The sequence below is a fragment of the Streptomyces himalayensis subsp. himalayensis genome (assembly GCF_013778455.1).
Lineage (GTDB): Bacteria > Actinomycetota > Actinomycetes > Streptomycetales > Streptomycetaceae > Streptomyces > Streptomyces himalayensis.
Map to the genome: position 1 here is coordinate 1 of NZ_JACEHE010000020.1, position 22,796 is coordinate 22,796.

General features: G+C 68.1%; 27 protein-coding genes and 1 pseudogene. 10 read left to right on the top strand and 18 right to left on the bottom strand.

Annotation, left to right across the window (positions count from 1 at the left end; translation table 11 throughout):
• Positions 1-760 precede the first annotated feature (760 nt).
• The 6 genes from H1D24_RS28020 to H1D24_RS28045 all read left to right on the top strand — a co-directional run bounded on the left by H1D24_RS28020 (position 761) and on the right by H1D24_RS28045 (position 5,130).
• Positions 761-1,153, top strand: coding sequence for a hypothetical protein (locus tag H1D24_RS28020; RefSeq protein ID WP_309484465.1), 393 nt, complete (start codon positions 761-763; stop codon positions 1,151-1,153).
• A gap of 69 nt (positions 1,154-1,222) precedes the next feature.
• On the top strand, positions 1,223-1,780 hold the full coding sequence (locus tag H1D24_RS28025; protein ID WP_181660503.1) for a hypothetical protein: 558 nt from the start codon (positions 1,223-1,225) through the stop codon (positions 1,778-1,780).
• A gap of 115 nt (positions 1,781-1,895) precedes the next feature.
• A complete protein-coding gene (locus H1D24_RS28030; RefSeq protein ID WP_181660504.1) occupies positions 1,896-3,074 on the top strand; it encodes a DUF932 domain-containing protein in 1,179 nt (392 codons plus the stop codon).
• A 296-nt stretch (positions 3,075-3,370) separates the two neighbouring features.
• Positions 3,371-3,799, top strand: a complete 429-nt coding sequence (locus H1D24_RS28035; RefSeq protein WP_258564367.1) for a hypothetical protein — start codon at positions 3,371-3,373, stop codon at positions 3,797-3,799.
• The gene (locus H1D24_RS28040; RefSeq protein ID WP_258564368.1) at positions 3,796-3,957 is read left to right on the top strand and encodes a hypothetical protein; all 162 of its coding nucleotides are present in this window, start codon (positions 3,796-3,798) and stop codon (positions 3,955-3,957) included. Before H1D24_RS28035 ends, H1D24_RS28040 begins: the two co-directional genes overlap by 4 nt.
• 867 nt (positions 3,958-4,824) lie before the next feature.
• Positions 4,825-5,130: a hypothetical protein gene (locus H1D24_RS28045; RefSeq protein WP_220137352.1), complete on the top strand. Its 306-nt coding sequence runs from the start codon at positions 4,825-4,827 to the stop codon at positions 5,128-5,130.
• 34 nt (positions 5,131-5,164) lie between these two features.
• Here the strand turns inward: H1D24_RS28045 and H1D24_RS43675 are convergent, their stop codons facing one another.
• The 3 genes and pseudogenes from H1D24_RS43675 to H1D24_RS28055 all read right to left on the bottom strand — a co-directional run bounded on the left by H1D24_RS43675 (position 5,165) and on the right by H1D24_RS28055 (position 6,418).
• Entirely contained in the window at positions 5,165-5,521 is a 357-nt protein-coding gene (locus H1D24_RS43675; protein ID WP_309484466.1) for a LysE family translocator, read from the bottom strand.
• Positions 5,522-5,559: 38 nt separating this feature from the next.
• Positions 5,560-5,763 (bottom strand): annotated as a pseudogene (locus tag H1D24_RS43680) (LysE family transporter); the annotation flags it as partial.
• Positions 5,764-5,911: 148 nt separating this feature from the next.
• The gene (locus tag H1D24_RS28055) at positions 5,912-6,418 is read right to left on the bottom strand and encodes a DUF4265 domain-containing protein (RefSeq protein ID WP_181660505.1); all 507 of its coding nucleotides are present in this window, start codon (positions 6,416-6,418) and stop codon (positions 5,912-5,914) included.
• 416 nt (positions 6,419-6,834) lie between these two features.
• Here H1D24_RS28055 and H1D24_RS28060 point away from each other — a divergent pair, with 416 nt between their 5' ends.
• Together H1D24_RS28060 and H1D24_RS28065 are read left to right on the top strand one after the other, a co-directional pair.
• Positions 6,835-7,176, top strand: a complete 342-nt coding sequence (locus tag H1D24_RS28060) for a hypothetical protein (RefSeq protein WP_181660506.1) — start codon at positions 6,835-6,837, stop codon at positions 7,174-7,176.
• Between the two features lie 127 nt (positions 7,177-7,303).
• The gene (locus tag H1D24_RS28065; RefSeq protein WP_181660507.1) at positions 7,304-8,002 is read left to right on the top strand and encodes a hypothetical protein; all 699 of its coding nucleotides are present in this window, start codon (positions 7,304-7,306) and stop codon (positions 8,000-8,002) included.
• A 236-nt stretch (positions 8,003-8,238) separates the two neighbouring features.
• On the opposite strand, the gene H1D24_RS28070 is transcribed toward H1D24_RS28065, so the two are convergent.
• The 3 genes from H1D24_RS28070 to H1D24_RS28080 form a co-directional block, all read right to left on the bottom strand.
• Positions 8,239-8,436 carry a hypothetical protein gene (locus tag H1D24_RS28070; RefSeq protein WP_181660508.1) on the bottom strand — a complete coding sequence of 66 codons (198 nt, stop codon included), beginning with the start codon at positions 8,434-8,436 and terminating at the stop codon, positions 8,239-8,241.
• 522 nt (positions 8,437-8,958) lie between these two features.
• The gene (locus H1D24_RS28075) at positions 8,959-9,972 is read right to left on the bottom strand and encodes an HNH endonuclease (protein WP_309484467.1); all 1,014 of its coding nucleotides are present in this window, start codon (positions 9,970-9,972) and stop codon (positions 8,959-8,961) included.
• Positions 9,969-10,622, bottom strand: coding sequence for a class I SAM-dependent methyltransferase (locus tag H1D24_RS28080; RefSeq protein ID WP_181660509.1), 654 nt, complete (start codon positions 10,620-10,622; stop codon positions 9,969-9,971). Before H1D24_RS28080 ends, H1D24_RS28075 begins: the two co-directional genes overlap by 4 nt.
• 193 nt (positions 10,623-10,815) lie before the next feature.
• Here H1D24_RS28080 and H1D24_RS28085 point away from each other — a divergent pair, with 193 nt between their 5' ends.
• Positions 10,816-11,859: a phosphotransferase gene (locus H1D24_RS28085; protein ID WP_309484468.1), complete on the top strand. Its 1,044-nt coding sequence runs from the start codon at positions 10,816-10,818 to the stop codon at positions 11,857-11,859.
• Positions 11,860-11,862: 3 nt separating this feature from the next.
• On the opposite strand, the gene H1D24_RS28090 is transcribed toward H1D24_RS28085, so the two are convergent.
• The 8 genes from H1D24_RS28090 to H1D24_RS28125 are packed head-to-tail and all read right to left on the bottom strand — an operon-like array spanning position 11,863 to position 17,672.
• Positions 11,863-12,900, bottom strand: a complete 1,038-nt coding sequence (locus H1D24_RS28090; RefSeq protein WP_181660511.1) for a glycosyltransferase — start codon at positions 12,898-12,900, stop codon at positions 11,863-11,865.
• Between the two features lie 3 nt (positions 12,901-12,903).
• Entirely contained in the window at positions 12,904-13,518 is a 615-nt protein-coding gene (locus H1D24_RS28095) for a nucleoside/nucleotide kinase family protein (RefSeq protein ID WP_181660512.1), read from the bottom strand.
• On the bottom strand, positions 13,515-14,393 hold the full coding sequence (locus H1D24_RS28100) for a PIG-L deacetylase family protein (protein ID WP_309484469.1): 879 nt from the start codon (positions 14,391-14,393) through the stop codon (positions 13,515-13,517). Before H1D24_RS28100 ends, H1D24_RS28095 begins: the two co-directional genes overlap by 4 nt.
• Positions 14,394-14,414: 21 nt before the next feature.
• The gene (locus H1D24_RS28105) at positions 14,415-15,149 is read right to left on the bottom strand and encodes a glycosyltransferase (RefSeq protein ID WP_181660513.1); all 735 of its coding nucleotides are present in this window, start codon (positions 15,147-15,149) and stop codon (positions 14,415-14,417) included.
• Entirely contained in the window at positions 15,146-16,030 is an 885-nt protein-coding gene (locus H1D24_RS42700; RefSeq protein WP_181660514.1) for a phosphotransferase family protein, read from the bottom strand. Before H1D24_RS42700 ends, H1D24_RS28105 begins: the two co-directional genes overlap by 4 nt.
• A gap of 5 nt (positions 16,031-16,035) precedes the next feature.
• Positions 16,036-16,929, bottom strand: a complete 894-nt coding sequence (locus tag H1D24_RS28115) for a glycosyltransferase family 8 protein (protein ID WP_181660515.1) — start codon at positions 16,927-16,929, stop codon at positions 16,036-16,038.
• Positions 16,930-16,968: 39 nt separating this feature from the next.
• Positions 16,969-17,214, bottom strand: a complete 246-nt coding sequence (locus tag H1D24_RS28120) for an ATP-binding protein (protein WP_181660516.1) — start codon at positions 17,212-17,214, stop codon at positions 16,969-16,971.
• The gene (locus tag H1D24_RS28125) at positions 17,211-17,672 is read right to left on the bottom strand and encodes an ATP-binding protein (RefSeq protein ID WP_181660517.1); all 462 of its coding nucleotides are present in this window, start codon (positions 17,670-17,672) and stop codon (positions 17,211-17,213) included. The genes H1D24_RS28120 and H1D24_RS28125 overlap by 4 nt, the downstream gene beginning before the upstream one ends.
• 155 nt (positions 17,673-17,827) lie before the next feature.
• Here H1D24_RS28125 and H1D24_RS28130 point away from each other — a divergent pair, with 155 nt between their 5' ends.
• The gene (locus tag H1D24_RS28130; protein ID WP_181660518.1) at positions 17,828-19,141 is read left to right on the top strand and encodes a helix-turn-helix domain-containing protein; all 1,314 of its coding nucleotides are present in this window, start codon (positions 17,828-17,830) and stop codon (positions 19,139-19,141) included.
• Here H1D24_RS28130 and H1D24_RS28135 read toward each other — a convergent pair.
• The 4 genes from H1D24_RS28135 to H1D24_RS28150 form a co-directional block, all read right to left on the bottom strand.
• Positions 19,138-19,677 carry an NUDIX hydrolase gene (locus H1D24_RS28135; RefSeq protein WP_181660519.1) on the bottom strand — a complete coding sequence of 180 codons (540 nt, stop codon included), beginning with the start codon at positions 19,675-19,677 and terminating at the stop codon, positions 19,138-19,140. The genes H1D24_RS28130 and H1D24_RS28135 overlap by 4 nt on opposite strands.
• 42 nt (positions 19,678-19,719) lie before the next feature.
• Positions 19,720-20,022 (bottom strand): hypothetical protein, encoded by a 303-nt coding sequence (locus H1D24_RS28140; RefSeq protein WP_181660520.1) that lies wholly within the window; start codon positions 20,020-20,022, stop codon positions 19,720-19,722.
• 262 nt (positions 20,023-20,284) lie between these two features.
• Positions 20,285-20,458: an IS110 family transposase gene (locus tag H1D24_RS28145; protein ID WP_258564370.1), complete on the bottom strand. Its 174-nt coding sequence runs from the start codon at positions 20,456-20,458 to the stop codon at positions 20,285-20,287.
• 234 nt (positions 20,459-20,692) lie between these two features.
• Positions 20,693-22,762, bottom strand: a complete 2,070-nt coding sequence (locus H1D24_RS28150; protein ID WP_181660521.1) for an NACHT domain-containing protein — start codon at positions 22,760-22,762, stop codon at positions 20,693-20,695.
• Positions 22,763-22,796 lie beyond the last annotated feature (34 nt).

The following is a 22,796-nucleotide window of genomic DNA, read 5'->3' on the forward strand; positions in this document are numbered from 1 at the left end:
GCGCGCGGTCTGCTCCGCAGACACGACGCGCCGCCGCTACGCGGCGGGCTAATTTCCTTGCTCCGCAAGGAAATTGAGGTGCCGTCACTCCGTGACGGCGGCTCGAATCGCTCCGCGATTCGAGCCAAAACAGAATTCGCTCCGCGAATTCCTGAAAGCGCAGCAAGGCGGGGCGGGCTCCCCTGCCCGGATCCTTGCAAACTGTCACCGCCTATTCATTCATGCCCATTTCCCTTCCAAAGGCAGAATGTGCGCGATTCATTTAATCCCTCCCGGGAAAGGTTAAATGAAATCAAATCAAATTCCCCTGAATTCCGTCCCGTTAGTTTGGATGAAAACATGCCCTCGTGTCGTTCCTGGCAACCCGTGGCTACAGCCTCACCCGCGCGCCCCGCAGGGCCACCACCAAGCCCCAGGGCGCACCAGCGCCCGAAGCGTGGCGGCCCCGCCGACGCGCAACCCAAACCCTGGCCCCGATCCCCGAGGCCGCCGCGCCGCTCAGCCCGCAACCCGCCTTTCTCTCCTTCGGGCAGGGAGTAGTGGCAGCAGAGGGGATGTCAGCTAGCCGACCAGGCCCAAATCGCCCTGTGAGCTGGGGTGATGGGAAGGCCGGCCGCAAGGCCGCGCAACATCTGGCGCAACCTATGGCGCGACACCGTGGCGCAACAGATGCCGCAACGCGTGGTGCAACAGGTCTTCCCCCAAGGCCATACATCCACTATTATTTGAAGTCCTGGTGGAGGCGACCCCAGGGACCGCAGTGACCAACGAAGGGGAAGATGTGGAAATCCAGATCTCTGACGGAATCGTCCGCCGGGTGCGCGGCGGCCAGGACGCCCCCATGAACGGCCTTGCGATTCAGGCCCGCACGATCGCGAACTTCATGCCGCTGATGTGTGCGCGGGCAGGAGCGAACATCGTGCACAACTCCGACGCGAATTACACCGGAATTCGCTTCGACACCAAAGTTGGTCCGGTGGTGCTGGAAATGCCGATGGGTGACGGTCCTTACCGGCTTGTTCACGAGCTGATGGAGTCGGACGAGAAAGGGCGTACCGAGGTGGAGATGCGGCGATTCCCTCAGATCTACAAGCCCCGTGGAGTCGCGCACATCACGGCCGAGTTCCTTCGGTCGCGCGGGTTTCTGAAGTAAATCCGCCCGGGGGCGCTACCGGGCGGGGCGCCCCCTTGCACCCGTATCACCGAGAGGAGAGGGGAAGTCATGGAGAACACGCGGATTGCGGACCAGGCCGAGGAGGCTGGGGCGCCGCTCACGGTGGCAGAGCGGGAGCAGGCCGGTTACGCGCTGCGGGAGTTGGCGCGCAGCGAGAGCGACCGGGACGCGCTGCGGGTGCCGCACGAGCAGTTGGAGATGGTCCGGCCGTTCTTCGAGTTGGGTTGGGCGATGGGTGTGCGCACCGGTCACACGGGCCCGGCCATGGCTGATGTGCCGGTTGACCGCGCGACGGTCGCGCGCGCGTTCGTGATGCTGCTGTCGGAGCGGGTGGCGGATCAGCTCGTGATCGCGGTGGCGCGGAGTCTGGACCCGCAGCACGCCGGACCGGTGCTGTGGCAGAAGGTCAGGTATCACGGCAGTCTGACGCAGCGTCACGGTGCGTACTGGGTCAGCGCGATCCACGCGCACGCCGACCGGTTCGGCGAGGTCCCCGAGCTGCGCTACGACCTGTGCGGGATGCGCGGTGCCGCGCCGGTGTCGATGGTCACGAATGTGCGGCGGACGAGCCTGACGCCGCTGCCCGATTACCGCGCGATGGTCTAAGTGTTCAGGTCAGGGGCGGGTTTACTCACCCCTGCAACACACTATTATCGAAGTTGTTCGGGGGCGGTGGCCCCGCCCCCGGACCCGCAGAAACCACAACGAAGGGGTACACCGCATGACTCAGCAGTTCGCCGAGCGCGCCACGAACGTCGCCCCCACCGGTGCCCGAAACGCCGAACTCTCCGACTTGGTCCGCATCCTGGAGGACCAGCAGCACCGGAAGCTGGACGTGATCGCCCCCGCCGCCGCGCTGCGGTTCCGCGAGGGCAACGTGCACGTCGAGGGCGTGGAGTCCCTGATCACGGAGGACGGTGTGACGGAGGTCGACGGCATCTACCGGCCCACTGCCGTCGCCGACGAGGGAATCGCGGACAAGCTGCGGATCCCGCTCGCCTACCTGCGCCGCATGCGCACCGACAACGTTCCGCTGCTGGACGAGAACGTCAACGCGTGGCTGGGCCAAGAGCCGGAGCGCCGGTTCATGTTGCGTGCGTTCCGGGGCGAGAACGGCCCCGGCATGCCGCCCGCCGAGGGCGTGGCCCGCGCGCTGCTGTCCGACAGCTACAAGGTGATGGACAACTTCGACATGCTGCTCGCCGCCCTGGACGGGGTGCAGCAGTCCGGCCACCCCACGCGGGTGACCGGCTGCGACCTGACCGACCGGCGCATGTACGTGCGTGTGGAGTCCCAAGCGGTCGCGATCCAGGCCCGCGCGCTGCTGCGCGGCTACCGCTCCCCGTTCGACGGCCGCAGCGGTGACGAACTGCCGATGGTCTCGGCTGGTTTCGTCATCACCAACAGCGAGGTGGGCGCCGGGGCGTACACCATCACCCCGCGTGCGGTGATCCAGGTATGCCGCAACGGCCTGACCATGGCCAAGGACGTCATGCGCGCCGTCCACCTCGGAGGCAAGCAGGACGAGGGCGTCGTGTCCTGGTCCGGCCAGACCCAGCGCAAGACGCTGGAACTGATCACGTGCAAGACGGCCGACGCCGTGCGCACCTTCCTGTCACGGGAGTACGTCGAGGCCAAGGTGTCGGAGATGGAGGCCGCCGCCGGTAAGACGCTGGCCGAGCCGACGAAGACGATCGAGCACGTCACCAAGACGCTCAGCATCGGCACCGAGGCCAAGGACATGATCTTGGCTCACTTCGTCCGGGGCGGTCAGATGACGGCCGGGGGCGTGATGCAGGCCGTCACGTCGACCGCGCAGACGCTCACCGACGCCGACCAGGCCGCCGCCCTGGAAGCGCTCGCGGTGCCCGCCCTCACGGCCGCCGCCGTGCACGGCTGACAGACCCCGTGCGGGCCGGGAACCTCCCCGAGCCCGGCCCGCACGGCCCCGACCGCCCAGAGCGCGGAGCGCGCCCCACGCCTTCAGGGAGCGCGGAGCGCGCCCGCCCCGCCCCTGCCGCGTAGCGGCAGCGCGACGTGTCTGCGGAGCAGAGCGCGCGCCAGAAGACGCCTGCCACGCCATGAGGCGCAGTACGCCGGCCCCCGGCGCTCACCGCCCCGCCCCGCCCCGCAAGGAGTCCCCATGCCCGCACGCCCGGAGCTCATATGGCCCGACGATGACGCATAGCCGCTGCCATGAGCCGCACCCTGACCGCGCTTGCCGTCCTGGTCCAGGCACTCGGAGACGGGGAGCACGCGATCAGTCTGGTGGCCGAGCGGACCGACGACACCTTCGTCCGGGGTCAGGCCGACCTCTCCGTCGGCACCGCCCCGCTACGCCTGGCAGTGCTCGACGAAGACGACTTCGCCGCGCGGCGCGCGCTGCTGGTGTTCGCGCTGGAGGGCAGCACCGTCCGGCACGCCGTCCTAGTCGCCACCACGGCCGCCGAGCCGAACCCCCGTGCGTGCGGCTGGATTGTACGGAACGGGTGGCTGCACCCCATGGACACGGCCCAGCTCCAGGACGCGGTCATCCCGTGCCCCCACGTCTCCGCCGTACTGCGCAAGGTCTACCGCTCCCCGGTCCTGCCCCAGATCCCGGACACCAACGAGGAGGCCCCGTGACTGACACGCCCGCCGTCACCTCGGACGGCTACTGCACCAACACCACGCCGGTCCCCGGCACCATCCGCACCGTCAACGCCAGTCTGACGGGCCGAAGTTCTTCCGCATGCACGGCCGCCGCTATGCCCAGTGCCCGTGCGGCCGCGACGTCTCCCTGACCCAGCGGGACAGCCTCCGCCGCCACAAGCCGCCGCAGGCGTAGCCCACAGACGCCGTTCCCGCCCCCAGGCCCGGGGAGGCGGCAGGCCGACCCGGCCAGAGCGGCACCTGCCGCCCCGCCGCCCGCGCCCTCCCCTTCGGCGAGCGCGGGGCGGCAGGCCCTCGGCTCACCGAGTCGCCCCCGAGGAGCCACAGCCCATGACCAGCCGGAGCCTGACCATCGAGACGCCCGCCAGTACCGTGCGCGCCACCGCAGGCCCCCCACCAGGCCGACGCCGTCGTGCTCGAGCTGGGCGGGCGATGCGCGGCAGCGTGCACGTCACCGGCAAGCACCACCCTCACCACTGGGACCAGTTCACCGCCGTACGCGCCTGTCTGGACCCGTCAACGCCTTCCAGACCACCGCCCCCAGCAACCCGCCCTGCCGCGGCTCGCCCGCAGCCACACCGGCTACCGGGGCAGCCTGACCCTCTGCCGCGACAACGTCGACCGCCCCCAAGTGTCGGTGTATCCGATGAAGTCCCCTGAACACGCACCGTCGGAGAAAGACGGCAGCAACGCTCACCGCCGTCCTGCGCCCCCTGCGCCGAGCACGTTGCGCCGCGCGACGACCTGCCCGTGATCCTGGACGCCTCCTGGCAGCGCGACACTCCCGCCCTGCCTTTCCTCACCTGGTCGGCCTCCCACCACCAGGCCGAAGCCGCCCGCTTCGGACGGGAAGCCCGTGCCGCCCACCCGGCGCGGCAAGCCGCCGTGGCCGCCTGGTGGACCGCCGCACAATGGCTCACCGCCTCCCCGCACCCGGCACTCCTGCTGATGCCGGCCCACTGCCCCGGCTCACTGGCCCGCCATATCGACGAGATGCAGTGGTGGGCCCCTACTGCCTCACCGAAGCCGTCCGCGAGCACGAACACGCCCGCCGCGCCCAGGCCGAAGCCGCGCAGGTTCCCACCACCAACGAATCGTTCGGCACCAACGCCAGCGCCGAGGAAGCCGTCGCCTACAACCGCAGCCGCGTCGCCACCGCGACCGCCGTCGCCCTCTACCGCTCGGGTACGCGCTGCCGATGCCCGACGACCATCTGGTACAGCTGCGCGAGGTCGATCAGTGGCCAGTGGATTGGTCGGCGCTTGCGTGGCTGGAGCGCCAGCTGGGGCCGATATGGTCGATGATGACGGTCGGCGGCGGACTTGGAGACGCCGAACCTCAGCTCGCCGCCGCTGTTCGAACCCCGAAGGCCACCAGCACGGCTCCTGCCAGGCGACTCATCCACCGCCGGAATCGAGGTGTGTCGATTGCCGTGTGCGCGAAGGCGATCACGGATGTCCAGAACAGCAGCCACACCAGCACGACGGCTACATGCGCGATCGCAAGCGTGGCGATCTGTGGCGCAATAGGGCGGCTGGAGGTCAGGAACTGCGGCATCAGGGTGAGATAGACCGACGCGGCCTTCGGATTGAGGACGTTGGACCACAACCCCTGGCCAAGCCCTGGAGTTGAGCCCATGGCAGGCGCCATCGCCTGCGTGTCGTTGGTTCTACGCCTCGACGTGCAGAACGCCACGTGGTCACGCCCAACCAGATGAGATAGACGCCGCCCAGGAGCTTCACCATCGTCAGCGCCCGAGCCGACGACATGACGAGGGCTGACAGGCCAACCGCGGCAAACGTCGCGTGGACCAAGAGCCCGCACGCCGAGCCAAATGCGGCGCGCACACCGTCGGACCGCGAACCCGCGATCACCTGCTGCGTGACCAGCGTGAAGCTCGTGCCGGGAATCAATGTCAGGGGTGTGACCGCGGCCATGAAGCCGAGTACCAGATGCCACTGCACGTAAAGAGCCTATGCAACGGGCGTGTGCCAAGCCTCCGGTTCCGCCTGTCCAGTTCGAGGCAAGCCAGATCGGGGCCAACCTCGCCCTGTATCAACCCGAAGATCCTTTACGGGACAGCCCTTAAGCTTCACGCCAGGCGTCTGTCACACAGGCAGTTTCGAAGTGCCACCAACCGTGCTCCTGACCTCGGGTCAGAAGAGCCTTGATCCGGCTAAGGTCTGCGTCAGCGCGCACGGTGAAGGCAACCAGAGGGAACTCTTCGCTGAAGACCTCACCGCCCACGCCAGAGGGCGCCAACTGCTCAAAGACAGCGTGGGCGCTCCGCCCCAGCGGACCGCTGGGGACGGGCAGGACGCGAATAGTGCAGCTACCCGACGCCTCCACTTGCTGCACCGCCCAGTGCAGACCTTGGGCGTCGGTACGGAACCGGACGACTTCCCCTTCGGCCACGCCGTCCTGAAAGAAAGGGACGTTCGCCACGCGGGCGGTATCTTCGCTCAGCTGCGTTGCCCACAAACCTTCGGTGTCATAGGGAAGCCACCCGTCACGCGGCACAAATCGGTACCAGATCTTGATCTGGTCCCCCACTGCAGGTCGCACGCGTTCGGGAGCGGCGTTGAAGGTCATAGGCGACATCATCCTTCACCGGATCCCGAAGCGAGCACACACCTGCTCGTAGTTCGGAACAGGTGCTCCTGCTCGCCGTGCGTGTTCGCCTCCAAGTGCAACCTGCTGGTGGCCAGGGCCCGGCGCCCGCGGCTCGCCGGCCCCTACGCTGAAGTGGAGGCGGACCGCCGCGCCACTTCCGCCCCGGCTGGCGCCTCACCGGTCTGATCGAGGCCAACCCTCAGTCCACCGACCCGACCTCGGGATCATCTGTCTCGAAGACGGACCTGACATGGGTCTGCTCGAGCAGCAGGTCCGCCGCACCCTGCAGCGACCGCCTCGCAAAGCCTTTGGACCTCGCCGCCCAGGGCCGCCCCCCTCCGCGACGGCTGCAGCGCACCACCGCCCGGACCTTCATGTGAGGGATACTGCCCACGATGACGACGACCACCCAGCGCATCCTCGACCTCGCCGCAGCCGCACCGGCCAGCCACGACGAGAACCTGGCGCTGCTCCTGCGCGAAGCGAACGAGCTGTACCAGCAGGGCCTTGAAGGTCTGCGCCCAAGCGTGGCGGCCCGCTTCGCCGGGCTGTCCACCCGGGATCTCGTGGCAGCCGCGAACGCGGCCGGCATGCCCTGCGACGCATCTCAGGACCGCGATGAGCTGCTCCTGCTTCTGGCCCTGGCCGAGTGGGAGATGACGCCAGCGGCCATGGCCTACTCGGAGATGGCCAAGGACGCAGCCCGCCGCGGCGTGTGCCTGATCCCGGAGGAATGACCCCGTCTTCGTCCGCCGCCCGGAAAAGCTGGGCGGCGAGCTGGCCCCCCATCCCAAACTCCTGCCATTATGTGTGTTGTGAGCCGGACAGCCTGGCCCACCTTCGATTAGGACGGACGCTTCTGCCATGATCTCGCGCCGTGAGCCACGCCTGGCCGACGCTGCCGAGATCGCGGCTGAGCAGGGCTTGTCGCCCGCGCGGATCAGCATGCTCTACAACGAGCGCTCCGAGAACGGATTCCCCGAAGTCGCCGGCCACCGCGGCCGTGCCCGCCTGTGGGACCACGCCGAGGTCACCAAGTGGTTCGCCCGCCGCCAGCCCGCGAGGCTCAGCGAGCACACGCCGCCGTCCCGCGACCCGGACGACCTGCTGAACGCGGCGGAGGCCTCGAGGTTCCTGGGCTACAAGAACCCCAACCAAGTAACCACCTACGTCCGCGACCACCCCGGGTACTTCCCCGAACCCGACGTCGTCGAGGAACTCGGCACTCCCCAGAACGCCTACCGCCGACAGATGTGGCGCGTGCAGACCCTGCTGGACTGGATGGCCACCCGGCCCGGCCGCGGCAAGCACGCCGGCGCCAAACGTGCCGCCCCCGCTCTGCCCGACGTCCCGGTCGACGGCGACCCCGACGAGCTCCTGGGGGCGACGCAGGCAGCCGCCCTACTGGGATTCAAGAGTGTCAACTCCTTCTCCAGCAGCCTCTCCCAGGGCAACCTGCCCTTGCTGGAAACCTCCGACGCGGTCACGGAGAAGGGCGGACGCCGACGGTGGACGCGCCGCCGAATCCTGAAGCAGGCCGCCCAGCGCAATCCCAGAAGGTAGAAGCCGGCGGTGAGCGCGCATCCGCCCACCGCCCCAGAGACGCGGCATCCGGTTACGGGTCGTTGGTCCCTTGCGGGCCGGGTGTCGCACGATGGCCGGCATGGCGTGGCTCGCCACCACGCCCCCGCAGCAGCAACCGCTGCTGCTGCGGACCGGCCATCGCCAATCTTCCAAGCCAGGCACGGGAGGCTGCTCGATGCAGCCCAGCAGAGGCGCGACCGCCCCCGCGCCATTGCTCAGAGCCGAAGCTGCCGTGCCTGCGGGTCATAACAGTTGAGACCCATCGAGGAAGCAGCCTCCGCCGCGGAGGCAGACACCTCCTCCGCCATGCTCCAGCTCATCGGGAAGTAGATCAGGGGGCCGCTCACCTCTTTGATCAGCGGACCGGTCGACCACGGCGAGACGTCGTCTTCGTCTTCGTGAGATCGGGCCATCGTTCCCAAGAGCACGGCGACATAGGCCGTGATTTGCTTGGTCGGAGGAACGTCGGTCCAACTCCGTGTCGAAGTAGGCCTCGTACAGATCGGTGAAGCAGGTCGTACGCGAACTCCGGGCTTGCCGGCCAAACTGTCCGCCGTAGGGCGGTGCCTCGGGCCATCGCGCCACGACGGCCCCGACCAGTGGCTTGATTTCCGCCACCGCGGTCAGCAGTGCTATCTGTCCTGCTCGGTACTCCGACACGGCTCGCTGATCTCGAAGATCGAGGAGGCTTCGCTACCGGTATTCATACCGTGACCGCCTCTGGTCGTTCGGCGAGCCGACCGCGTTCGAAGCGGGCTCCGGCGCGGATCAGGGGAACGAGATGGGGCGCCGTTGACGGCGCGCCAGCGGCCTGGCCATCGAGTTGTCCCCCAGGGTCTCGCCACCATCGAGGCCGCCGTTCCGCCCGAGCAGGTCGCGGACACCCGCTACGACGCGACCAGCCTCACACATGCGTGCTACCCGATCAGTTCCCTTCAGGCAGCTGCCTGCACTGCCTCCAGGAACTCTCGCCACGATGACACGTTCCTGCCGCGCAGGGCACTCTTCAGGCTCAGTTGCAGGGTGCGGCGCAGTGGGTGAGGCGACTGCATGATGGTCTCGTTGCGGGCGGCCAGGCGGGCGATTTCGGCTGGGGTGGGCAGTCGATCGCTCTTGACTCCGTTGCAGGCGGCGTGCGCAGGGGCGAGGTTCCACAGGGTGTCCAGGTTCGGGCCGTGCCAGGCGCCCACGCTGCCGTAGCGCTTCATCAGGGCGAATGGGAAGACGTGGTCTACGGCTATAGCGTCCTCCAGGACCAGGACGTCGCCACAGATCTGGCAGCGGCCGTGCTGGAAGCCGATCGTGGCCTCGACAATGCCGGTCACCGCGCGACGGCGAAGCTTGTCGGTGAGCTTGAGCGTGTCCAAGTCATGAGTGACACCGTCCTCTACCAGGCTCCGCCCCACGCCGGCCGCGAAGGAGCTTTCCACGATGCTCCAGCGCGCGCCCAACTCGGCGGCCAGGCTCGCAGCCTGCTCGGACCGCGCCAGCCGCATCAGCTCGGGAGTCAGCCGCACCACGCGCTGCCGCCCCGTCCCCTCCAGTTCGTAGAACGTGTGGGGCACCACACCGCTGCCACGCAGGTTGTGGAACTTCTGCATCACCATCGCGGGCATCGACCGCACCGCAGCCGTCAGCAGCCGCTCGGTGGGATGGCCTGCAGCCAGCGTCGCGGCGCCCTCCTGGGTTGCGACGGCGAGGAAATCCTGTTCGCTCAACTCGACTGTCTGCGGGGCCTGCGGGCCCTGGGCCAGGTGGCGCGCCATGCCCAGGCTGTAGGTGACGGCGAACTCCCCGAGCGGTACCGCATCCCGTCCAAGCCGCCCGAACTCGAAGAGGGTTTGGCCCAGGGCGAACTTGTAGGTACGCGAGTTGGCGCCCATCAGCACCGCCAGGCGCCACGACGCACGCGGGGAGGCGTCCTGTGCGTAGAACTCCTGCCCGTTCACCCTTCCCCCTTGCGCAGGACGACGGTCTGCCACCACACGTCGGCCCTGCCGAGCCGGTCCCTGCCCTCCTCGACCAGCCGCACCAGCCGTAGCCCTGCTCGCTCCCCCAGAGAAACGACGTCCTCGGCAGGCACGTCGAACATCACCCGGTCCGTAGGCGGGTCCCCTCGTCGCAGTGAGATAACGAGCAGGCCCGCCGGGGCCAGAAGCGCGGCCAGCCGCTCCATCGCTCGCCCGCGCTCGGCCAGCGGCAGGTGCATCCAGACGGCCGACAACAGCGCAAGGTCGAATGTCTCATCCAGCCGGGACAGCTCTGGCAGCGAATCCTCCGCCCACGAGACGTTCTCGCTCGGGTGCTGTTGCTGGGCGACCTCCCGTAGCTCGCGTACCGGCTCGGCCGCCACCACCTGGTAGCCGCGCGCCGCCAGCGCCGCGGCGTCCCGCCCCGTGCCGGCCCCGATATCCACGACCCTCGCCGGGACGGGCGGTAGCAGGTCCAGCACGCCGCCATGCACTTCCTCAAAGGTGACGCTCCCGTACCGCTGCCCGAGACGTCCGGCGTTCTGCGCGTAATAGGCCTGGACGCCCGCGGCAGGATCTACTGCGGGCGGCGCCACGCGCTGCGTGACGTTCTCGCCTGTATCGACCATGGCGCCAAACTACGGGAGGGCTCTGACAAGGCACGCCGCGCGGGAGCGACGAACTCACAGGGAGACGGGCGTCATCGCCCTCCGCGGCGGCGCCGCTTTCGTCGGTGATGCCTGCGTGGTGATCCACTCGGTGCCGGGCGAAGCGGCCAAGCTTCGGCTGGGCGGGGAGAAAACCGGGCGTATGGTGGTCCGCGTGACGGACGTGACCTGCGAGGATCTTGACGACGTTGCCTCAGTACTTCCGGCACTGGTACGCGCCTTCAGGCTGAGCGAGGCCACCAGCTGGAGGTTCCTGACCACGGGGCTGATGAACCGCAACTGGCGTCTGGAGACGCCCGAGGGCACGTTCGCGCTGAAGGAGATCAGCGACGTACCGCTGACCAAGGCCCGTCGGAACCTGCGAGTGCTGTCCCTTCTCGCAGACGAGGGGCTGCCGGTCTGTGAGCCGGTGCACAGCGTCAGCGGGGATCCCGTCGTCGAGGTGGACGGACGCGGATACTGCCTGCTGCCCTGGGTGGACGGGAAGCACGTACGGGGCACCGAGCTATCACTGGATGAGGTGCGGAAGCTCGGTGGGCTGCTGGCACGGCTCCATGAAGGGCTTAACGGCGCGGTGGTCCGCGACGGGCTGTTGCCCGGGGCGGACGAGCGGCCCCGCGCCAGGGTGACCACGCCGGAGGCCGCAGCTACGAAATCCGACCGCCTCCTACAGACCATCGGGCGATCCGGCTCGGAGGCTTTCGATCGGTTCGCGGCCGAGGCACTGGAGCAGCGCAAGCTGCTGCTCGACAAGTACGCGCCGCTACGACCGAGCGCCGAGGTCCCGCTGGGACCGTTCGGCTGGACACACGGCGACTTCCAGTACCGGAACATCCTGCGGCGCGACGGCACCGTGGTCGCGGTACTGGACTGGGACCGGATTCAGGTGCGTCCCTACGGAGAAGAGGTGGCGCGCACCGCTCAGGTCCAGTTCGGCATGGACGGCCGCCTGGACCTGCAGCGCGTCGCCGCTTTCGTGACCGGGTACCGCACGGTGCTCCCGCTGGGCGTGAAGGATCTGGCCGACGCCGTGTCCCGTCTGTGGTGGAAGCGGCTGACCGACTTCTGGCAGCTGGAGTGGCACTACAACCGGCAGAACTCCAGCTGCGACGACCTGTTTCTGGCGGACGAGCCGGTCGTGCAGTGGTGGAGCGAGCATCTGGACGAGGTACGGGCCGCGTTCGCGGCGTGCCCGTGACAGCTACCCGTCGAGAACTCCGGCCGCGGCCAGCTCCGGCAGGCACGGCCGGGTCAGCTGCTTCGCCCGCCTGCTGGCTCCGGCTCCCAGTTCCGCGTGATCGGCAGCCTGGATGGCGTGTGCCCATGCCTCGGTGTCGTCGTAAGGCAGCGCCATGCCTGAGCCTCCCAAGGCCTCCGGGATGCCTCCGCGGCGGGCCCCGAGGGTGGGCAGGCCGCACAGCCCAGCCTCGATGATCACTCGGGGGAAGGCGTCCTCGACGGCGGAGGGGACGAGCAGCAGCCGGTGGCGGGCATAGAGCGGCGTCATGTCGTACGTGTGTGGCACGTAGGAGACGTTGTGATAGCCCACGAACTCCTCGGCGGTGTTCCACCAGCCCTCGACCAGGGTGAAGTGCCGGTCCGGCAGTCGCCCAATCAGGCGGTGCAGCAGCGCCGAGCCTTTCGCCGGAACTGGGTTGATCATGAGGAGATCGCCAGTGCGAGGTTCGTCTTTCAGCACGGGCCTGACGAAGGGCGGGTGCAGCACGGTGAGGCAGGTGTCCGGACGGGGCCGGGCGCGCGTGGCGACGAACTGGGAGACAGCCAGCGCGTGGTGCGGCCTCCCGTGGAGGACGCCGAGCCCGGTTGCGGAGACCGAGTGGAGGATGCCGACGACTCGCGAGGTGCGGCGGCCCATCGCGCAGAGGTCCGCGGCCCCCTCCTGTGCAGTGATCACCAGGTCCGGGGACTGGTGGTCCAGCGCGTGGCGCAGAGCCGCTTCCACCGCTGCCTGAGGCACCGCGCAGCACGTGATGCCCTTCCACCGGTAGCGCAGGTCGTCGTCCTGCTGCTCGCAGGGAACACCGAGCGAGGCCAGGTGGCGCCGCATCATCGGCAGCTCGGACGCGGCGACATCCCAGGGCGGCTGGTGAGCGCCGAGGTAGGCGACGGACCAGCCGGCAGCACGGAACTCCTCGGCCAGGAGCTGCTGCGTTACTTCCGCGCCGCCGATGAGGAACGGCGGCGGCGTACGACGCCAGGCGAACAGGACGGTGGGCACGCGTCACCGCCTATTCAGCACGAGGTCTGTGACGGCCTGTGCCACATCCTCGGGGGGCTGGTCGGCCGAGACCACCTCGAGGCGCCGCGTGATCACTGGCTGCTTGCCGTTGAGGAAGTAGGAGCGGGCCAGGGACAGGAAGTCGTCGTCGTGCAGAAAGTAGTGCGGCTCGGTGGTGGTGTGGCCGGCGTGCTTGCGGCGCAGGTGAAGTGACTCGGGGCTGGCGTCCAGATAGATGGTCAGGTCCGGGCGCAGGTGGGGAAGTTGTTGCAGGTGCCGGAGTGCGGCGGGGTATGCGGTGTAGCCGGCCAGCTCGTCGAGTGCTCTGGCGTGGGCCATGAGGGTGTCCACGGAGCGGTCGAGGAGGATGACTGGTGCAGCTGGCCTGCGCGTGACGGCGGTCACCCGCTGTGCCTCTATCCCCATGAACACGGCGAAGGCGGTGAGCTGTTCGGCGGTGGAGCCTGTGCGGGCTTCCGGAATGCTCTCCGGGTGAAGGATCGACTTGACGTAGCAGTCGAAGAAGACGGCCTTCGAGAGAGCGGGGATGGCGCGCAGCGTCTGAAGGACGGTGGTCTTGCCCGCGTATGAGGGGCCTTCGAGGGCGATGATGGTCATGCCGTCTCCTTCAGGCGGTAGAACCGCTCCGCGAAGCGCGGTCCCGCGGCGGGATCGACCAGGTCGGCGGCGGCGGTCCAGGCGTGGCGGATCGGCCGGTACATCTTGTGTGGTGGCTGGATCTGGGAGCCGTGCAGGTAGAGCAGAGTGAGCTTGTCGAGGATCGCGCCGGTGATGTCCTCCAGCTGAGGGGTGAGCCAGCCTCCGGTGCGCTGGCGGAACAGGTGCTGGTCGCATGTGGCCTGGGCGTAGGTGGGCCAGAAGGCGACGTCTTCCCAGAACCAGCGACAGCCGAGGATGCGGGCGGCTTCGTGGACCAGCAGGTGGTCGGGGTGACGGGTGACTGCGGCCGGGGCGAGGAGTTCCGCGCCGGGCTGCACGCGGAGCAGTCGCTGCAACTCCCACACGATGTGCTCCAGCCTCGTAGGGTCGTAGGGCCGGTAGGGCTTCATGGCGTCCCGGTGACCGAGCGCGTGCTGGCGGGCGCCGAGCGGGCGCAGGGCCGTGGCGCCTTCTCGGGCGCGGAGCGCGGAGACGGCCTCTTCGCCGCGGTAGTGCGCGCTCAGGGCGGGGTCAACGGTGGCCGACCGGCTGAAGACGGTGATGACGGTCAGCGGGCGGGGCTGTGTCAGGAAGTGGCCGGCGGCGGAGAGCGCGAAGTCGTCGTGGTGGGGTTCGATGACCACGACCGGACGTCCTGCGGGCGTGCGCTCCTCGATCACGTACGGGACACCGGTGTGGGGTGCGAGAAGGTTGAGCAGGCTCCCGCCGCTGGCGATCTTCGTGAGCTCCTCCTGCCAGGCGAAGTGGGCCTCGGCCAGGTCTGTGGGGAAGGTGTAGATGCCCTCGGCGTCGGGCACGGGAAGCTGCGGCACGGTGTGATCTCCCGTAGGTCGTCAGCGGACGGTGGTCTCGTACCAGTGGCGCCAGAAAAACGCGGAGCGAAGGCGCACGCGGGCGGTGACCGGGTTCTGCCACCACCACATCCGCCAGGTAGGCCACTGGTCGTAGCGGCGGGTCGACGGCTCCACGCGCAAGTCGTCGACGAGTACGACCGGCTCTCCGCGGCGGTCGCCCAGGTCCCGCAGCCGGGAGAAGAACTCGACGTCCTCGCTCATGAACAGGTCAGTGCGGTAGCCGGACAGCGTGGCGAAGGCCTCCGCGGTGCAGAACTGGGCCACGCCCTGTGCGCCCCGATTCCGGCGTCGGTACGCGTCCCAGTACCAGCACAAAAGGCGTGCTCCCCACCGTTTGGGCATGTAGCGCGGCGGAATCGCGCCGCCCACACACTGGCCGGAGGACAGCAGCCCGACGGCCGCGCAGACGGCCTCGGCCGGCAGGGCGACGTCGGCGTCGACGAAGAACAAAAACCGCCCCAAGGCGACGGCGGCACCGGTGTTGCGGACCTGACCGATGTTGCGGCGCCGCTCACGTACCACCACGGCGCCCATGCCGGTGGCTACCTGCGCGGTGGCGTCGGTGCTGGCGTTGTCCACGACGATGACTTCGCCGCGTTTGCCGCTGGTCTCCTCCCACAGCTGCAGGGACTTGAAGACGGTGGGCAGGTACTGGGGCAGGTAGTCGGCCTCGTTGTAGGCGGGGATCACGACAGACACTTCGGGGGCACTCACCGGATGGTCCTTCCTGCTGTCAGGCGGGTGGGATTGCGGAACAGCTCGGGGTGCCGGGCGGCCAGAGCGCGAAAACGCGCCGCCCACAGCTGCTGGTCCCGGGGATGAGGTGTGCTGTGCACCCAGCAGCGCAGGGTGTGAAAGACGACCAGCGCCGCCACAAGCCCGGTGTCCACGGGTGTGCCGTAGTGGCGCTTGATGGCGTGCAGGTCATCTGGGGCCAGCGCGTTGGTCATGGTGAGCGTCTGCGCGAGGTCGAATTCGGGGGGCCCGTGCCAAATGTGTGGGAAGTCGACCAGGTGATCAGCGCCGTCCGCGGAGATGACGATGTTGCCGAAGTGCACATCGCCGTGGCACCACACCGGGCGTCGGACACTGATGCGGGACGCGATGCACTCCAGAGCCGGTTCGATGTGCAGGAGCGTCGAGGAACCACAGCGCCGGGCCAGCGATGCGACGTGGTCCGCGAACGGGCGAGGAGGCACGGGCAGGGACCATGCCGGGATCCTGTGGAAACCCTTCAGGAGCGCGACGGCGCGTCTGAGGGCATACCTGTAGGGGAAACGGCCCTCGGCAACGGCCTGCTCGAGCGTGACCGTCCCGAGGTCACGGGTGATCAGTGCCGTGGAGCCAAGCGAGGGCACAAGCCCGACGGCGAGCACGGGCGGTACGGCGACGAAATCGGCGGCCGCTGTGCTCACGCGCGCCTCGGTCAAGGCGTTGCGCCGGGCCGTGGCCGCGTACACCTTCACCACGACCCTATGCCCGTCAGCCAGCCGTACCCGGTAGACCACCGATCGGGACCCGGCGGCCAGACGTCGGGAGGAGACCGCCTCTGCGTCGAGCAGGCCCCGGCAGGCCCGGGCGACCACTGGTGCCACCCCGCTCACCGCACACCACCCGACCCGGCCTCGACCCCCACGGCTCCCAAGCGGCGCACGTGGCGGAGCGTGGCACGCAGATGCATCCGGTACTCGCGTACGTCCTCGGTTGTCGGGCAGTCGCTCCGCCACGGCTTCTCAGGGCCGACGAAGTGCACAAGGCGCGCTCGCGGGTCCGCGCGCAGCGGCCGGTCCACCACGCGGCGCACCCAGTCCCCTCGCTGCAGGAACCGAGCCACCTCGAACCGGTTGAACGCCGTGTCCACGGGATGAGCCGCCCGCGTGGCAAGCAGCCACAGATTCAGCGCGTCCTGGTCGTTGTGAAGAATGTGCCGACGCCCGGCAGCAAGGGCCCACTTCGCCCCTGACCGCACGCGGTTCATCGTCGCGGTGTGCAGCCACAGCACGCCGGCGTTGTAGTAGGGGCGTCCGCGCACGGAAGGGAAGCGGTCGGCGAGCCCGGGCAGGGCCGGACACTCCCCCACAGATGGGTTGAACTCGTCCCGGACCGCACCGACCCGGTCCGCCGGCAGGCGGTCGAGCGGTTCGGCGAGATCTCCGCGGACCAGGACGTCGCTGTCGACGTAGATCAGGTAGGGACGGCGGACGAACTGAGGCGTGAACTGGAACCGCAGATAGGTGGTGACGCTGATGTAGTGGCCCTCCACCAGCAGCGCCCTCGCCGCCGGCCTGGCCCACCGTAGATCGAATGAACCGAACCCGACCCGCTTCGCGATCGCCGCAAGCAGACAGGCGTGTGCGGGAGCCAGGTCCAGGGTCAGCACTCGCACGGCTGTGGTGCGGCGTGCTGCGGGGCCGATACCGTCCGCGAGGGACGTGATGGCCGTGAGCGCCGGTAGTAGGTACCGCTCGTCCACGCAGAGCCCGAACGCATGCAAGACAATCTCCTGACGTGGTGGTGTGTCGTACGGGGCCGGTCACTGAGCCGCGAAGGGCTGCGCTTCACATGGCTGGAGGACAGCGCGTACGGTCTTGCCGCCGCTCTCCCGCAGGAACCAGGTCACTTCACCGCCGAACTGGCGTATCAGGTGCAGGCCTCGACCACGCTCGTCCTCCGGCCCGGCCTTGATCACCTCGTCGAAGCGGGAAAACGCAGGCACTGGGTCCGATACCTCGATGACGAGGCATTCGTCCTCGAGGGCAGCGACGGGGTGGATGGTCACGGGAGGTCTCCGTGTGTCGGGCGGTGGCTCATTGGGCTCGGACTGAGGAGGAAGCGGGCCCAGACCGTCTTGCCCAGCGGGCTGCGGGGGTGGTGACCGGTCTCGTCGGCGAGGGCTGCGACAAGTTGCAGGCCACGACCGTGCTCATCGTCCGGTCCTGCCGTGACGGGATCAGGGCGACGAGTGCTGGCGTCGGACACCTCGATCAGGCAGCAAGTGTCTTCAGCGGTCAGACGGACTTCGAAGAGGTGACCGGCTCGGTGCCCGTGTTGCACGGCGTTGGTGGCCAGTTCACTGGAGACCAGGACCACTCGGTCGATGTCGTCCTGAACGTAACCCCAGGTCTTGAGCGCCTTGCCAACCTGGCTACGGACCAGGGCAACGCATTTGGGGGTGGATGTGAACTGCATCTTCCACTGCTGTGCGGCCTGTTGGTCGGGTGTCGTTGTCGGGAGCATCGCGTCCCCTCGTCGCGGGCGGTAGTGGAGCTTCAGCTCACCGCAGGAAGGGGTCACAGAATGAGGCCATCGTGATTACCCAACGTGGGTAAAATCCGGGGTGGTTTGACTCCCCAGACCGCCCACAGACTGCGGGGCGAGGAAGAGGGACCCGAGTGTCCGGACCGCAGCCCCACCGCGCACTTCCGCCGGAGTTACTGGCCAGCCCTGAATGGCGAGAGGCATGCCGTGTCCGGGACTTCGGCCGCATCTTCCGCCTGGTCAAAGTGAAGGCGGGGATCTATCCCTCGCGTATCGCGGCCCTGTGCGGCATGACGCCCAGCCGGGTCGGCGAGATCATGGCCGGACGTCGCAGCCTGGCGCACATCGACGTGATCGAGCGGGTCGCCGATGGACTACGTATCCCCGGCGCGATGCTGGGCCTTGCTCACCGGCCTTGGGAGATCCCACAGCCGGTCCGTACACGAGGAAGCGTCCCGGAGCCGGAACCACAGGCCGCTCACGAACCGGTCACTGAGGCTGTGCCCAGCGACGGTTTCGACGACCTGATGGCACTGGCCGACGGGCAGGTCAACCGCTCCACGCTTGCCGCGCTCCGCTCCTCGGTGGAGGACTACTGGCGCCGCGACGACCAGCACGGCGGCGCGCCTTTACGGCCCGCCGTCGTGGGGCATCTGCGTTATGTCACCCAGCTGATGACCGGCGCCGACAGCGCTCTGCGCAATGATCTGCAGTCGCTGGCCGCTGAACTGGCCCGCCTCGCAGGCTGGGCGTACTTCGACGCCCGTCAGTACAGCACCGCGCGCACCTACTTCGCCCAGGCCCTCAGCCTCTCCCGCGGGCAGGGCGATCGGCTGTTCATCGCCAACGTTCTCTCCTGCATGAGTCTGCAGGCCACCTACGACGGCAACCCGATGGACGCCGTGGCGCTCGCCTGCAAGGCCCAGGACATGGCCCGATCCGCTGGCGGCCAGCCCTTGGTGATGTCCATGCTCCACATGCGCGAAGCCTTCGCTCATGCCACTCTGCGCGATGCCGCCAGCTGCCACCAAGCCCTCGACCGGTCCCGTGACACCTACGAACACGGACGTGGTCGTGAGGATGAAGCACCTTCCTGGGTGCGCTACTTCGACGAAACCAAACTCGTCGTCGATACAGGGATCGCCCTGGCCAGACTCGGAGAAGCGGCCCGCGCCGAACCACTCATCGCCGAAGGGCTGCGACGGGAGAAGGCCGGCCAGCAGCGCGGGCGCGCCTTCCACGCCTTCTGGCTCGCCAGCACCCAGCTCCAGCAGGGCAAGCTCGATGAGGCCTGTCGCAGTGCCGGGCTCGCCCTGGAGCTGACGGCGTCCATCGACTCCCCGCGCGTGGCAGGCCATGTTCAGGAATTCCAGCGGCGCCTCGGGCCGTACGCTCGCGAGGCGCCGGTGCTCGCCTTCGAGCAGCGGATGCGGGAGAGGCTCGGCTAGGCGCTCGTGGTGGCCTCGTCCAGGAGCAGGTAGAGCAGACCGACCAGGCTGCCGCTGCTGACAATCTCCCGGCGGTCGATCATCCCGCGGATCTGCGAGAGCGGGATCCACTCGATGCGGTCCGACTCGTTCGCTTCCGTCGGCGGCCCCGTATAGGTGGCACCGTCAGCTCGGAAGACGTGGTGCTCGGAATCAGTGATGCCGTTCGCCGGCTGGGCGTAGACCAGGGGCTTGATGGCCTCCACACGCCAGCCGGTCTCCTCCTCGACCTCGCGGGCGGCCGCCTGCTCCGGCGTTTCATCCTCTTCGATGAGGCCCATGGGCAGTTCCCAGCCCCACGTGTCGGTGACGAAGCGGTGGCGCCACATCATCAGAACCCGCTTCTGATCGTCGACCACGGCGGCCACCGCCAGGTGTCGCATGCGTACGACATGGTGTTCCCAGCGGCGCCCGTCGGGCTGCTGGACGTCCACGAGCCACAGGTTGACCCACGGGTTGCTGTAGATCTGCCGTTCGCCATGGACCCTCCACTGCATGAGGTCAACTCCCTTTCACCGTTGCGGTCTCCAGCATGTCACTTAGACGAGAAATCGTCCGCCCTGCTTCAGAGCGAACGTCCCCCACGACCTGGTCGCGGTCTCCATCTCCTCGTTGGCCTCGCCGGTCCCGATGCCGCGCCGTACCTTTGCCGGAGAATACGGAGGAGCCGATTCACGGTCGTCCCTCGACTCCACCCTCACCGCATCCGCCCTCAGGACGCCGTTGCCTGTCAGCGAGCGGGCGACGGCACGACGTTCTGCCGGCCTGCGTAGTAGCTCTCTCCCTTTCTGCTGACTCCCCAAGAAGGTCTGTTTGTCCCTGCCCGTGATCCGGCTTGCCATCGAGGCCCGAGACAGCACCGCCCACTACGGTGTCCCAGCTCCACAAGACTGAGCCGCTGACGCTCTGCGCCCCGCATCCCCGATCTCCAGCCCACCGCCGAGAAGCGGTAGCCGAAGGCCGTGCCTAGTCACTCGGTGGGTGTCTTGGACCACCCCACATGCACCTTGGGCCCTGTCCAGCAAGTCAACGAGGCAGTTGGCCTTCACGCGCACGTAGCGGTGCCCTTGGGAGCAGTGCCGCTCCCTCGGGTTACCTGGAAGGTCACGGAACCTCTCCGTGGGACCGGAGCCAGTCCAGCAGCCGCTGGTATCCCTCCGGGGTGGTCTCGAACTGCTCGGTGGCCAGGTGCCGGCCGATGCTGTCGATGACCGCGGCCTGGTGGAGATCGGTGTGGGTGTCGATCCCGCCGATGACGCTTATCTCGTCTGCTGCCATGCTGGTGTGTGCTGCCCTTCCAAATCTCGCGTGCGGAGGGCACGCGCCGGTCGGGCAGACGGACAAGACAGTGGTGGGGACCTCTGGCCAGGCTCCTATTAGGTCACAGTCACCCGGCCGGCCACGCGCCAAGCGGCATCGCCCGGCAGGCCGACGATTCCCCAAAAGGACAACCGAAGCGTCAGTCAGGCGGAGAGTCAGACCTCCGGGCGATGCCATGGCCAATCCTCACTGTCAGGCGATCGGCCGAGTGTCCCGGCCGATCCAGTCCTGCAGGGCATGGTGACGGAACTGGACAGCAATTCCGGAGAGCCGGAACAGGCCGGCATCGTAGGCCCAGTCGAGAAACGGCCCCAGCCTGCGGCGGGGGAAGCGGCGGTGAGCGATCAGGATCGGGACAGCGATCGCGTACAGAGTCCAGGCTGAATCGCAGGTTCGACCGATGCCGATGGCCAGTCCCAGCCAGAGCCCAAGTACTGCTCCGTCACCGAAGGCAGTCCAGGACAGCCATGGGTAGGCCGCCAGGTTGGCCGCTCCGAATCCGGCGCTGAATGCCAGCCCGTAGCACGTCAGAACGACGGCCTGGAATGCCAGTGCCTGCCCCATCAGTCGGCTTGGCTGACTGACGGCCGATGGCCGACGGGCCAGGACAATCTCCGTGGCGAGGACCAGCCCGACGGAGACGAAGGAGAGTCCGTATGCCTGTCCGACTCTGGGTCCGTATCCCTGGCTGAACCAGATGCCGAAGGCGTAGCCGACCGTCAAACCGGCCACGGGCCACACCAGCGCAAACAGCATCCGGCGCCTGCCCGACGGAGTACGCAGCAGAGAGGTGTCCAGTCCACGTAAGCGGGCAGCGCTCCGGCCCGCTCGGGCGATCACCCAAATGACCAAGAGCAGCCCGGCCAACAAAAGCGCGCGTCCAGGGGCGTAAGGCGGGATCCAGTACGAGGTCGTGGCGTGGTAGTGGCTCAGCGCGAACAGCAGGAACAGCGCAGTCAGCACCCCTTGAAGGACCATGGAGACGATGCGCGGCATGTAGCCGCCAGCCACGCGCCACAGCTGGTGTGGGTAGAAGTCGGCTCCTGAGCGGCCCTGCTGGCGGGCCATGGCGAGGTGGCGGGCCAGAGTGCCGAGCCACTGACGGACCTCGGATTCCGAATAGCCGGTCCCCGAATACTGGTGCTGGGCAACCGACTCCGGCAGGAGTCGCGCGAGCAGAAAATCGCGCAACCCGCCCTCAGGCAGCCTGGTCAGTTCCTCAGGCTTCCCATGGTTGAGATAGGTCGCCACGGTGACGAACAGCCACAGCGGTGAGCACAGCAGTCGAGCGAGCGGGCTGTCCGGATGGTTCGTGAGGTGCTCGTCGATGGGGCGCCACCGATCCGCAACCTTTCCATCCGGAGAGCGTCCGGGGAACCGATAGGCCAAGTGTTGCCGCACGCGATCGATGTCGAGAGGCAGAAGGGAGACGACCGCGGCGTCTTGAAGCACCGGCACTTCGCCGGGGCGCATTGCAGGACTGCTGGACTGCTCCAGACGGCGGTAGAGGTCGGCTCGGCAAGTGACCACGATGGGCTGCGGCCCGTGGTGCCCGTGTGTGTTAAGTGCGCGGATCACCGCTAGAGCGCGTGTGGGGTCGGCTCCTTCGGGGTCCATCTCGTCCAGACCGTCGAGGATCGGCAACACCCAGCCCGCTCGAACGAGTTCTCTTGCATGTCGGCGCTTCAGCGGATGGGCTCCGCTGGATATCTGACGGACGATCCAATCGTCCAGAAGTTTGGCTACGGTCGCGGGCGCCATGTCCGGGGAGGCGAGGCGGGAATCCTCGAAGCTGGGGAGGCTGAGCCGTACCGGGACCAAGCGGCCGCGCTCAGTCGGCTCTTGCTTCTGTGAGTCAATCAGGTCGAGCAGCAACTGCATTACGAGCACTGTTTTGCCAGCCCCGGCGTTTCCAAGCACGACCAGCCTGCCTCTGCGCAGCCCGGTGTAGAAGGCCGCGATGGTCGACAGCGATCCATCGCCCGACTTTTCATCATCCCGCCACCGCACCAGGTCGAGTTCGGTCCGATGGAACTCCAGGTCGGCCGCCTCGGGATCACCAGCGTCCGCCAGGAGACGATCGCGAACATCGGCCTCCTGACGGCGCACCGAGCTGGCCAGGGTCTGCGCCCAGCCCAGCAGTGCCTCGTGCTGTTGGGGTAAGGCAACGATGATGTCGCCGTTGCCCTCGTGCTGAAGGGTGACGTCGCCACCACCGCTGTCGACCTGGTAGAGGCTTCCCCACACGGTCGATCGGCTCACGGACTGTGAGGTGGCCCTGCGGCGGCGTCCCCAC

Excerpts from the sequence above, each read along its gene's own strand:
- H1D24_RS28065 (WP_181660507.1), top strand. The coding sequence starts at position 7,304 with ATGATCTCGCGCCGTGAGCCACGCCTGGCCGACGCTGCCGAGATCGCG.
- H1D24_RS28080 (WP_181660509.1), bottom strand. The coding sequence starts at position 10,622 with ATGGTCGATACAGGCGAGAACGTCACGCAGCGCGTGGCGCCGCCCGCA.
- H1D24_RS28140 (WP_181660520.1), bottom strand. The coding sequence starts at position 20,022 with ATGGCAAGCCGGATCACGGGCAGGGACAAACAGACCTTCTTGGGGAGT.
- H1D24_RS28125 (WP_181660517.1), bottom strand. The coding sequence starts at position 17,672 with ATGCTCCCGACAACGACACCCGACCAACAGGCCGCACAGCAGTGGAAG.
- H1D24_RS28030 (WP_181660504.1), top strand. The coding sequence starts at position 1,896 with ATGACTCAGCAGTTCGCCGAGCGCGCCACGAACGTCGCCCCCACCGGT.
- H1D24_RS28070 (WP_181660508.1), bottom strand. The coding sequence starts at position 8,436 with ATGGCCCGATCTCACGAAGACGAAGACGACGTCTCGCCGTGGTCGACC.
- H1D24_RS28135 (WP_181660519.1), bottom strand. The coding sequence starts at position 19,677 with ATGCAGTGGAGGGTCCATGGCGAACGGCAGATCTACAGCAACCCGTGG.
- H1D24_RS28025 (WP_181660503.1), top strand. The coding sequence starts at position 1,223 with ATGGAGAACACGCGGATTGCGGACCAGGCCGAGGAGGCTGGGGCGCCG.
- H1D24_RS28060 (WP_181660506.1), top strand. The coding sequence starts at position 6,835 with ATGACGACGACCACCCAGCGCATCCTCGACCTCGCCGCAGCCGCACCG.
- H1D24_RS28145 (WP_258564370.1), bottom strand. The coding sequence starts at position 20,458 with ATGGCAGCAGACGAGATAAGCGTCATCGGCGGGATCGACACCCACACC.
- H1D24_RS28035 (WP_258564367.1), top strand. The coding sequence starts at position 3,371 with ATGAGCCGCACCCTGACCGCGCTTGCCGTCCTGGTCCAGGCACTCGGA.
- H1D24_RS28095 (WP_181660512.1), bottom strand. The coding sequence starts at position 13,518 with ATGACCATCATCGCCCTCGAAGGCCCCTCATACGCGGGCAAGACCACC.
- H1D24_RS28055 (WP_181660505.1), bottom strand. The coding sequence starts at position 6,418 with ATGACCTTCAACGCCGCTCCCGAACGCGTGCGACCTGCAGTGGGGGAC.